This is a genomic window from Sphingomonas sp. Leaf230 (assembly GCF_001421745.1).
Taxonomy (GTDB): Bacteria; Pseudomonadota; Alphaproteobacteria; order Sphingomonadales; family Sphingomonadaceae; genus Sphingomonas.
In genome coordinates this window covers 62,758-74,802 of record NZ_LMKW01000011.1, presented here as the reverse complement: position 1 = coordinate 74,802, position 12,045 = coordinate 62,758, and the positions used below count along the sequence as shown (strand labels likewise).

Below are 12,045 nucleotides of genomic sequence, written 5' to 3'. Positions count from 1 at the left end.
CTTCGTTTTCTGTTCTCCAACCTGGATGATCGGTCCGCATGACTCTTCAAACGCCGCCGCGTCTGTCGGGGACCAACCTCGAGCGCGCCGCCGACCACAACCAGCGCGTGACGCTGCATGCCATTCGCCTCGGCGGATCGCTGACGCGGATCGACCTTGCGAGGATCACCGGGCTGACCGGGCCGGCGATCGCCAACATTACGCGGCGTCTGCTACAGGAAGGGATGATCGAGGAGGCGGGGCAGCGTCGCGGCGGGCGCGGCCAGCCGCCGACCAAACTCGTCGTCCGGGCCGATGCGTGCTATTCGATCGGCGTCAATATCGACCGCGACCATATCACGATCGTGCTGGTCGATTTCCTCGCCCAGATCCTCGCGCGCAAGTCGATCGAGATCAGCTTTGCGCTGCCCGACGACGTCCGCGATCTCTTTCGGCGCTCGGTCCGCGCGATGCTGAAAAGCGCGAAGGTAGATCCCGCCAAGCTGGTCGGCATCGGCGTCGCGCGTCCCGACGACCTCGCGCTGGTCGCGATGCCGGGCCGTCCGGCGGCCTATGCGGCGTGGGACGGAATCGACATGGCGACGCTGTTCGACAAGCCGCTGTCGCTGCCCGTGTTCGTCGAGAACGATGCTGCCGCCGCCGCGATGGGCGAGATGCAGTTGGGCTTCGGACAGAATTACAGCAGTTTCTTCTATATCCTCGTGTCGTCGGGGCTGGGTGGCGGCTTCGTTGCGGATGGCGCGTATGTTCGCGGCACGCACGGGCGCAGCGGCGAGCTAGGGTTCATGGCGGCCGGCGGCGGCAAGCGGGGACGCGAGACCGTGCAGAAACTGGTATCGCTATCCGGACTTGCCGAGCATCTGGCGAATGCGGGATTCGAGATCGGGCAGGTGCTGCATCAGTCCAATTGGGCGCCGGATGTCGAGCGTTGCCTGGAGGAATGGGTGGAGCGGGCGGCGCGCACGCTCTGCACGCCCCTCGACGCGATCAACTGCCTGATCGATCCGGCGGTGATCCTGATCGGCGGGCGCCTGCCGAGCCGGTTGGTGGAACGGGTGGCGGAGCGGGTCAACGCGCTGATCCGGGACGCCACCGATGCGCCCGCGATCGCGCCGGTCCGCCGTGCCGCGCTGTCGGAGGATGCGCCTGCCGTTGGTGCGGCGATCCTGCCGTTCAGTCATTTCCTGCTGCCCAAGGCCGCTGCGCTCTGGAAGGATTCCGGCGCGGCAGCCGACTGACGCCGGTAATCGGTTTCGGTACCGCTATCCCGGCATGAAGGGACTCCGCGCGCTTGGCGTTGCAGAGCGCATGCTGCTGTCGTTGTACGTGTGCGACTACACGAAGGCAGACGTGAATCGTTGCGGTGTCTTCGCTCAGACTATCGGCCCGTCAAAGGGTATTCGGCGAGTTACGTCCACAGCGGGCCAAAACTAGCGCAACAATCTATTTGACAACTTGCTTTTACAATTGGCAAATAGACGGGTCGAGACTGCACGCCGCCAGGATCCGATTCAACCGGACAGCCCAACCGAAAACGGGGGCAGGCGCGCTATTCGCAGGGGTAAGTGAGGGGGGCGCAGGCATCCTCACGAGGAAGAGGAAAGTCTGATGACCGCAAGCATAGAATCGTACTCGATCGTGGCGCGCCGCCATCGTCCGTTGTCGTTCCTGTTGGCCACGGTCAGTCTTACTGCTGCGTTGGCCGGTGCGGCGCAGGCTCAACAGGCCGCGCCCTCCGCTATGCCTCCCCAGAGCGCGACGCCGTCCGACCAGGCGCAGCCCGCCTCGACCGCTACGGCGGAGTCCGGGCTAGCCGCCGGCACGACACAGCCGGATGGGTCGGCGCAGGACACTGGCGACATCGTCGTTACCGGGTATCGGCGCTCGATCGAGAAGAGCCTTACCCAGAAGCGCGAGGCGAACGCGTTCGTCGACGTGATCACCGCCGAGGACGTCGGCAAGTTCCCCGACAAGAACGTCGCCGATGCGTTGCAGCGCGTGCCGGGCGTGGTCATCACCCGTGACGGCGGCGAAGGTAGCCGGGTCAGTATTCGCGGGCTTCAGTCGGGCCTGACGCTCACCTTGCTCAACGGCAATTTCCTCGCCGGCGCGGACAGTGGCGAGCCGCAGCGGTCGTTCAACTATGTGCTGTTGCCGTCCACGTTCATCGCCAGCACCGAGGTCTATAAATCGCCCGAAGCGCGGCTTGAAGAAGGCGGCGTCGGCGGCACGATCATCCTCAACACGCGGCGGCCGTTCGACGTGCCGGCGTGGTCGGGTTTCGTCTCCGCCGAAGGGACCTATTCGGACACGACCGAGAAGTACGAACCGCAGCTTGGCGGGCAGGTGTCGTGGAAGAACAAGGAGGAGACGTTCGGTCTGCTGGTCGGCGGCGTCTGGCAGAAGCGCACCAACCGCGAGTTGCGCAGCTCGTCCGAGAGCTGGCTGTGGTGGAGCGACCGCGACGCGCAGGGCAACGTCCTGAAGCCCGCGACCGACGTCAACGGCAAGACCTTCGCGAACAACGACGCGATCTCTTATTGGCCGGGGCAGGGCACGACTGCGCGCGATGGCACGCATTATTCGGGCTATTGGGCGCCGCAGTCGGTCAACGCCGAAGTCTTCGACCAGGAGCGCGAGCGGTACGGCATCCAGGCGACCGCGCAGTTCAAGCCGTTCGAGGCGGTCACGGTCACCGCGAACTATTTCCGGTTCGGCTATAGCAGCAACTATACCTCTAACGTGCTGAAGATCCCCGAATGGGGCTACGACAACTTCTTTACCGGCGCGACGTTCGACAAGAGCGGGACGATCTTCCAGTCGGCCAATTTCGCGGTGCCGGCGGCGGGAACGGGCTGTCTCGCGCGCCCGACCCCGTGCACGATGGAGACGCCGCAGATCGCCGGCACGTACAGTCGCGAGAAACAGGTTTCGAACACGTTCGAGACCGAGGTCAAATATAGCCAGGATCGCTTCGACGCCGTCCTGAAACTGGGCAAGACCAAGTCGAGCGGTGGCCCGTCGGTGCGCTTCAGCGTCGCCGCCAAGCCCCGCCTGACGACGCCCGGCCGGGAGCAGAACGGTAATCTGGTCAGCAACTGGAACATCTCTGACGGCATCGCCAATTTCGAGTTCTCGCCCGAGCTGCAGAACAACATCCGCAACGGGATCGCGCAGATCGACGTGGGCTCGACCGGGTCGAGCTTCGTCAACAGCGACCTTGGCCAGCGTTATGCTCAGCTCGACCTGACTCGACGGTTCGACGGGTTCCTGAAGTCGGTACAGATCGGCGGCAAGTGGCGCGACCTGAAGATCGGCCGCGAGACCGGTCGCAACGACTGGTATGCCGATCCGGCGACGCTGCTCCGCTATCAGGATACCGCAGCGGGCGCGGTCGCCCGTCCCGAGTTCTTCTACGCAAACCAGATCGGCAACATCAACGGCGGCTTCAACGCGAACGTCGTGCCGGGCATTAATTTCGACGAATATCTGACGTATCTGAATTCGACCTACGGCCAGGCGGTGCGGGTCTACGAGCCCGACTTCGTCTACGCGCTGGGGGAGCGGGTCTTCGCCGGCTATGCGCAGGTGAACTTTGGGACCGGTGGACTTCGCGGTAACGTCGGCATCCGCATGGCGAACACGAAACAGTCGGGCAACACGTCCGATCGCCTGCAATATCTCAACGACTATTGCGTCAACGGCCCCGGCGGGGCGGCCGATCCCAACCGTCCGCTCGGCCCCGATGGCAATTGCCAGGTGCTGCCGCTCAGCGTGCGCGAGACGATCGTTAACACGCGTGCCGACCAGTCGAAGACGTACACGGACTGGCTGCCGAGCTTCAACGTGTCGTACGAAGTCACTCCTGATCTCCTCGTCCGCGGCGCGGTCGCGAAGGTGATCGCGCGGCCATCGTTCGAGAATTTGGGGTCGCAGCGGTCGTTGACGTTCCGCTCGGACGCCTATGCGTTCGATCGTGGCCAGTTCGGCGAGTTTGCCGGCTGGTCGGGCAGCGGCGGCAATTCAGACCTGAATCCGTTCTCCGCGTGGCAATATGATCTGGGCATCGAATGGTATTTCCACCGTGGATCGGTGCTCGGCGCGACCTTCTTCCGCAAGGACGTCTCCGATTTCGTCGTCCCGCTGGTGTTGAACGTCACCCGCGACGTCAACGGAACGCAGCAACTGATCCAGCCTTACTCGACTGTCGCGAACGGATCGAATGCGCGGTCGCAGGGTGTCGAACTGTACGCGCAGCACACGCTGTCGTTCGGTCTCGGCGCGCAGGTCAACTTCACCTACAACGACACCTCGGTGGCCGACGTGACGCTCGACGGGCAGAAGGTCGGCTCGTCCGCGCTCGTCGGCAGCGCCAAGACGCAGGTCAACGCGTCGGTCTTCTACGAACACGGCAAGGTGCTGATGCGTGCCTCGTACAACCGGCGCGGCGAAGTCGTCGGCGGGTTGCAGTCGGGCCTGAACGAATACACCGATCCGTATGCACAGGTCGATCTCAATGCGGCCTACGCGCTGACCGACCGGCTGAACCTCACCGCCTCGGTGATCAATCTCACCAAGGCCGAGGAAAGCCGCCATCTCGGCAACGATACGAAGGACCGCTTCACCTACCGGAATTACTTCGGGCGGCGGGCCTATGTGGGCGTGTCGTTCAACTTCTGATGACCTGGTTTGATCGGCTTGTCTGTCGGGTGGCGCCTTCGCGGCGCTACCCTCCCTTTTCTCGCGGCGTCGGGTCACCGCATGTGGGCGAAACGCGCGGTCGGCGCGGGGTTCGGATCGCGCTGACCGCGTCGGCGCTGATGATGTGCGGGCTGGCGAGTGCGTCGAACCCGATCGTTCCCGGCTGGTATGCCGACCCCGAGATCCGCGTGTTCGCTGGCCGCTACTGGATCTATCCGACCTATTCGGATCACTACGGCAAGCCCGACGTCACCAGCCGTTTTTCGGCCGCGCAGAAGCTGGCCCGCCAACGCAAGACGGTGCGGCCCTCCTACGGGATGCAGACCTTCTTCAATGCGTTCTCGTCGCCGGATCTAGTGCATTGGACCAAGCACGAGCATGTGTTCGACGTGCGGAACGCGGCGTGGGCGGCTTATGCGATCTGGGCGCCGTCGGTGATCGAGGCGAACGGGCACTATTACATGTTCTTCAGCGCCAACGACATCCAGAGCGATGCGGAGCTTGGCGGGATCGGCCTCGCGGTCAGCGAGCGGCCCGGTGGTCCGTTCAAGGACGCGATCGGCAAGCCGCTGGTCGGCGCGTTCCACAACGGCGCGCAACCGATCGACCCGTTCGCGTTTCGCGATCACGATGGCCAGGTCTATCTGTTCTACGGCGGCTGGAAGCATTGCAACGTCGTCCGGCTCAGCCCCGACCTCACGCGCATCCTGCCGTTCGCCGATGGCTCGACCTACAAGGAAGTGACGCCACCCGGCTATGTCGAGGGCTCGTTCATGATCGAGCGCAAGGGCGTCTATTACCTGATGTGGTCGGAGGGCGGCTGGACCGGCCCGGACTATAGCGTCGCCTATGCGACCGGGCCGGGGCCGACCGGTCCGTTCACGCCGCGCGGCAAGATCCTGTCGCAGGACCTGCGCATCGCGCGTGGCGCGGGGCATCATTCGGTGGTCAACGTGCCGGGTACCGACGACTGGTACATCGCGTATCACCGCCGCCCGCTCGACACCGATCGCGGCGAACACCGGCAGATCGCGATCGACAGGATGGTCTTTGCCGCCGATGGTCGGATCGAGCCGGTGGTGATGACCGATGCGGGCGTGAAACCGCGACCGATTGGCGTGCAGAAGCCGACACGAAATTCAGGGAGAGCGATGTGAGAAACAGGGTGATCGCCAATTTGCGCGGCACGGTAGCGGCGGTCGCGTCGCTCGCTCTCGTCGCGCCCGCGCCGATTCTGGCTCAGGCTGCCCCCGGCGCGCAGGTGCAGCCGCAGGACCAGCCTTCGGTCGATCTGGTCAACCCGCTAATGGGGACCGATTCCGACTACACCTTGTCCTACGGCAATACCTATCCCGCGGTGGCGGTGCCGTGGGGCATGAACTTCTGGACGCCGGTCACCGGCAAGACGAACAGCGGCTGGGGCTACACCTATGACGCGAACAAGATCAACGGCATCAAGCAGACGCACCAGCCCAGTCCTTGGATGAACGACTATGCCGCGTTCTCGCTGATGGCGACGACCGGTGCGCTGAAGGTGAAGGAGGACGAACGTGCGTCCTGGTACAGCCACAAGGCGGAGGATAGCCGGCCGTACAGCTACAAGGTCTATCTCGCCGATTACGACGTGACCGCGGAGGTCGCGCCGACCAACCGCGCCGCGCAGTTCCGCTTCACCTTCCCGCAGAGTAACGACGCGCACATCATCCTCGACGGCTATGCCGGCGGCTCGATGGTCTCGATCGATAAGGCCAAGCGCCGCATCACCGGCTATGTCCGCAACAACCACGGCGGCGTGCCCGACAATTTCCACAATTACTTCGTCGCCGAATTCGACCACGACTTCACCGTCAGCCAGACCTGGGATGGCAAGGGCCAGGTCACCGCGACGTCGACGCGCGAGGGCGATCATGTCGGCGCGGTCGTCAGCTTCAAGACGCGTAAGGGCGAGCAGGTCGGCGTCAAGGTCGCCTCGTCGTTCATCAGTCTCGAACAGGCCGAGCGAAACCTGCGCGGCGAGATCGGCGGCGACGGGTTCGAGCAGACCAAGACCAAGGCGAAGGCGATCTGGCAGCGCGAGTTCGACCGCGTCCAGGTCACCGATCCCAACCTCGACAACCGCCGGATATTCTATTCCGCGCTGTACCGCATGCTGCAGTTCCCGCGGATGTTCCACGAGGTCGATGCCAAGGGCCAGACGGTCCACTACAGCCCGTATGACGGCAAGGTGCACCCGGGCTTCCTCTACACCGACAACGGTTTCTGGGACACGTGGCGCGCGGTCTTCCCGTTCTTCGCGCTGATGTATCCCGAGCGCGACAGCGAGATCATGCAGGGGCTGGTCAACACCTACAAGGAGTCCGGCTGGCTGCCCGAATGGGCCAGTCCCGGCCACCGCGACGTGATGATCGGATCGAATTCGGCCAACCTGATCGCCGACGCGTATTTGAACGGCGTGCGCGGGTTCGACGTCGAAACCTTGTATGAGGCGATGGTCAAGAACGCGACGACGTCGCAAGGCCGCCCGGTCGACAGGAAGGGCAAGGTCGTCGGCGCGGTCGGGCGCGAGGGCGTCGAATATTATAACCGGCTCGGTTATGTGCCGTATGACGTCGGCATCAACGAGAATGCCGCGCGCACGCTCGAATACGCCACTGCGGACTTCTCGATCTCACGGCTCGCGGCGGCACTCGGCAAGACCGAGGATGCGAAGCTCTACGCCACGCGCGCGCAGAATTACCGCAAGCTCTACGATACGCAGAGCGGCTGGATGCGCGGGCGCAAAAAGGATGGCAGCTGGTCGACGCCGTTCAGCCCGTACAAATGGGGCGACGCGTTCACCGAGGGGAATGCGCTGCATTACAGCTGGTCGGTGATGCAGGACGTGCAGGGGCTGGCCGACCTGATGGGCGGGCGCGAGGCGTTCGTGAAGCGGCTCGATTCGATCTTCACCACGCCGCCGATCTTCGACGACAGCTATTACGGGCAGACCATTCACGAGATCCGCGAGATGCAGATCGTCGACATGGGGCAATATGCGCACGGCAACCAGCCGATCCAGCACATGACCTATCTCTACGACTGGGCCGGGGCACCGTGGAAGACGCAATATCACGTGCGCGACGTGATGAAGAAGCTCTACTCGCCCGCGCCCGACGGCTATCCGGGCGACGAGGATAACGGCCAGACCTCGGCATGGTACGTGTTCTCCGCGCTCGGCTTCTACCCGGTCACGCCTGCGGTCGGGCAATATGCGATCGGCAGCCCGCTGTTCCAGACCGTGAAGCTGACGATGCCGGGCGGCAAGACGCTGACGATCGAGGCGGCGAACAACGGCCCCGGCAATGTCTATATCCAGTCGGCGAGCTTCAACGGCACTCCGCACGACAAACCCTGGCTGACGCGCGCGGCGTTGCAGCAGGGCGGCACGCTGCGGTTCGTGATGGGGCCGACGCCGAACACCGCCTGGGGTGCGGCAAAGGCGGATGCGCCGTTCTCGATGAGTGCACCGGTGGCGGGACGTTGACCGTGGAGACCGGAATGCGCTTTCGTCGACGCGACGTCATGACCGGTGCCGCCGCGCTGGCCGTAACCGCGAGCGTGCCGCGCGCTGCCTCCGCCGCCGCGCCCCTCGTAAGCAAGCGACCGCCACGCGGCCAGCGCCGCTTCGTCAGCCCCGCGGTCGAGGCCGAGATCGCGCGCGTGAAGGCGAAGATCGCCGACCCCGAACTCGCCTGGCTGTTCGAGAATTGCTACCCCAACACGCTCGACACCACGGTCAAGGTCGGCACGGTGGACGGCAAGCGCGGCGGCAAGCCCGATGCGTTCGTCATCACCGGCGATATCGAGGCGCTGTGGCTGCGCGACAGTTCGGCGCAGATGCAGACCTATGTGCACCTCGCGCCGAAGGATGCCGGCCTGCGCCGCGTCTTCACCGGCCTGATCGCGCGGCAGGCACGCTGCATCCTGATCGACCCTTATGCCAATGCGTTCATGGAGGATCCGACCGCCAGGTCGAACCTCGGCGCGCGGACCGACCAGACCGACATGAAACCAGGCGTCGCCGAACGGAAGTGGGAGATCGACTCGCTCTGCTATCCGATGCGGCTCGCGCACGGCTATTGGAGCGCGACGCGCGACAAGACGCCGTTCGACGATCTCTGGGCAAAGGCGATGCGCCGCGCGGTCGCCACCTTCCGCGAACAGCAGCGCAAGCACGGCAAGGGCCCGTATCATTTCCAGCGCCTGAACGTCTCGCCGACCGAGACGCTGATGTTCGAGGGTTACGGTGCCCCGACGCGGAAGGTCGGCCTGATCCATTCGATGTTCCGCCCGTCGGACGATGCGTGCCTCTATCCGTTTCTGATCCCGTCGAACCTGTTCGCGGTGTCGGCGTTGCGCATGCTGGCGACGGTCCAGCGCGAGGCCCGCGGCGATATGGCGGGCGCGGCGGATAGCGAGGCGCTGGCGACCGAGGTCGAGGCGGCGTTGCGCAAGCATGGCCGGATGCCGGACGGGCAGGGCGGCGAGGTCTGGGCGTATGAGGTCGACGGCTTCGGCAACGCGATCTTCATGGACGACGCCAACGTGCCGAGCCTGTCGGGCCTGCCGCTGCTCGGCGCGGCGGATCGCAGCGACTCGCTGTTCCGCCGCACCGCCGCGCTCGCGTGGAGCGATCGCAACCCGTATTTCTTCACCGGCACCGCCGCGCGCGGGATCGGCGGGCCGCATATCGGGCTCGACATGATCTGGCCGATGTCGATCATCACGCACGCGATGAACAGCGACGACGACGCCGTGATCCGCCAGTGCCTTGCGTGGCTCAAGACGACGCACGGCGGCACCGGCTTCATGCACGAATCCTTCCACAAGGACGATCCGGCCAAGTTCACGCGCAGCTGGTTCGCATGGGCCAATGGTCTTTTCGGCGAGCTGATCCTCGACCTCGAGCGCCGCAAGCCTGCCTTGCTGGCCGCCCGCTACTGATATGAATTCCGGGAGATACACATGACCACCGCCAACCGCCGCCAAGTGCTCGCCGGCACCGGGCTTGCGGGCCTCGCCGCCGCGTTGCCCGTCACCAACGCCGTGGCCGCGCAGGCGCCTGTTGCGGGCAAGCCAGACCTGTTCGTCGGTACCGGCGGGCACGGCCATACCTATCCCGGCCCGTCGCTGCCGTTCGGGATGGTCCAGCTTGGCCCCGACACCGACAACAGCCGTTGGGATGCGTGCTCGGGTTATCACCAGGACGATGGCTCGATCATGGGCTTCAGTCACACGCATCTATCGGGCACCGGGATCGGCGACATGCTCGACGTGCTGGTCGTGCCGACGCGCGGGCCGTTGCAGCTGAAGCCCGGTGCGCTCGGCAAACCCGAACAGGGGTATCGCCAGCGTTTCACCGACGAACTCGCCGAGCCCGGCTATTACCGCGTAAAGCTCGAATCGGGCGTGCTCGCGGAACTGACCGTGACCGAGCGCACCGGCCACCACCGCTACAGCTTCCCGCAAGGGCCGGGGCACATACTGGTCGACTTCGCGCACATGATCCTCGACGTCTGGGACAAGGGCACGTTGATCGACGAGGCCTCGCTGGCGATCTCCCCCGACGGGATGCTGACGGGCAGCCGCCGCGTCCACCGTTGGGCGAAGGGCCGGCGCATCCATTTCGCGATGCAGCTGTCGCGCAAGCCCGACCGCGTCCAGTTCTTCGGTGACGACGACACGCCTGCACCCGCGGGCGCTAAGGGCGTTACCGGCAACCGCCTGAAGGTCGCGTTGTTCTTCGACCAAGCCGGCGGCGCGCCGATCCTCATCAAGACCGGCATCTCCGCGGTCGACGTCGCCGGTGCCAAGGCCGCGCTCCAGGGTGAGGCGGCAGGGTGGCAGTTCGACGCGGTGCGGCGCTCGGCGGCGCGCGCGTGGCAGGCCGAACTCGACCGCGTCCGCGTCGATGGCGGCACGCCCGAACAGCGCACGATCATGGCGAGCGCGCTGTACCACGCGTTCCTTTCGCCGACGCTCTTTACCGACCGCGACGGCCGCTATGTCGGGCTCGACCGCAAGGTGCACCAGACGACCGCCGCCGAACCCGCGTTCAGCACCTATTCGATGTGGGACACCTACCGCGCGCTGCATCCGCTGTTGACCCTGGTCCAGCCCGACAAGGCGGCGCAGTTCACCCGCGATCTCGTTCGCCAGACCGTGCAGAGCCCGACCGGATCGCCGGTCTGGCCGCTACAGGGCGTCGAGACCGCGTGCATGATCGGCTGGCATTCGGTGTCGGTGCTCGCCGAAGCCTGCGCCAAGGGGATCAAGGCGGATTACGCCGCGGCGTGGCCGCAGATCCGCAGCCGTGCGTTCGATCGCAATTTCCCCGACGTCGACAGCACGCTCGGCCGCGGCTTCTATTACGACCTCGGTTTCGTGCCCGCGGACAAGACCTGGGAATCGGTCAGCCGCACGCAGGAATACGCCTATGACGACTGGGCGATGGCGGTGCTCGCCGACGCGGCTGGCGCCAAGGCCGACGCCGCCGCGCTGCGCAAGCGCAGCCTCAACTACCGCAACGTCATCGATCCCAAGATCGGCTTCGCCCGGCCGCGCTTTGCCGATGGCAGCTGGTGGGTCGATTACGACCCGATCCAGCTTGGCCACAAGCCCGAGAAACAGCGCGACTATACCGAGGCGAACGGGTGGCAGGCGACGTTCCTCAACCAGCACGACGTCTATGGCCTGATCGCGCTGTTCGGCGGTGATGCGGGGTTCGTGACGAAGCTCGACGCGCTGTTCACCGCGCCGTCGACGCTCCCCGAGAATGCGCCGCCCGACATCACCGGGCTGGTCGGGCAATATGCGCACGGCAACGAGCCGGACCAGCACGCCGCCTATCTCTACGCCTATGCGGGCGCGCCGTGGAAGACGCAGGCGATGGTCCGTCGCCTGCTGACCGAGATGTACAAGGCCGAGCCCGACGGCGTCATCGGCAACGACGATTGCGGCCAGATGAGCGCGTGGTTCATCCTTTCTGCGCTCGGCTTCTACCCGGTCGACCCGGTCAGCGGAGTCTATGTCTTCGGCTCGCCGCTGTTCGACGCGGCGCAGGTCGATCTTGGCCAAGACCGCACGTTGCGCGTCGTCGCGAAGGGCAATGCGCCGGCCAGCCCCTATGTCCAGTCGGTCCGCTGGAACGGCAAGCCCTGGACGCGGAACTGGATCGCACACGCCGACCTCGCACGCGGTGGCGAACTCGAATTCACGATGGGACCGAAGCCGTCGTCGTTCGGTACTGCCAAGGCGGACCGCCCGCCGTCGTTCGGATCCCAGCCGCGATAAGGGTGCTGCGCC

At 65.3% G+C, this 12,045-nt stretch carries 6 protein-coding genes; all 6 read left to right on the top strand.

Annotated elements, in window-relative coordinates; all coding sequences use genetic code 11:
- The first annotated feature begins 38 nt into the window (after positions 1-38).
- The 6 genes from ASE82_RS14615 (at position 39) to ASE82_RS14590 (ending at position 12,033) form a co-directional block, all read left to right on the top strand.
- The gene (locus ASE82_RS14615) at positions 39-1,238 is read left to right on the top strand and encodes an ROK family transcriptional regulator (protein WP_056064925.1); all 1,200 of its coding nucleotides are present in this window, start codon (positions 39-41) and stop codon (positions 1,236-1,238) included.
- Positions 1,239-1,608: 370 nt separating this feature from the next.
- A complete protein-coding gene (locus tag ASE82_RS14610) occupies positions 1,609-4,680 on the top strand; it encodes a TonB-dependent receptor (protein WP_082441539.1) in 3,072 nt (1,023 codons plus the stop codon).
- Between the two features lie 83 nt (positions 4,681-4,763).
- The gene (locus tag ASE82_RS14605) at positions 4,764-5,858 is read left to right on the top strand and encodes a glycoside hydrolase family 43 protein (protein ID WP_235524729.1); all 1,095 of its coding nucleotides are present in this window, start codon (positions 4,764-4,766) and stop codon (positions 5,856-5,858) included.
- Positions 5,855-8,224 (top strand): GH92 family glycosyl hydrolase, encoded by a 2,370-nt coding sequence (locus ASE82_RS14600; protein WP_056064923.1) that lies wholly within the window; start codon positions 5,855-5,857, stop codon positions 8,222-8,224. The genes ASE82_RS14605 and ASE82_RS14600 overlap by 4 nt, the downstream gene beginning before the upstream one ends.
- A gap of 14 nt (positions 8,225-8,238) precedes the next feature.
- Entirely contained in the window at positions 8,239-9,684 is a 1,446-nt protein-coding gene (locus ASE82_RS14595) for a glycoside hydrolase family 125 protein (protein WP_056064921.1), read from the top strand.
- A gap of 21 nt (positions 9,685-9,705) precedes the next feature.
- Positions 9,706-12,033, top strand: a complete 2,328-nt coding sequence (locus tag ASE82_RS14590) for a GH92 family glycosyl hydrolase (protein WP_056064919.1) — start codon at positions 9,706-9,708, stop codon at positions 12,031-12,033.
- Positions 12,034-12,045 lie beyond the last annotated feature (12 nt).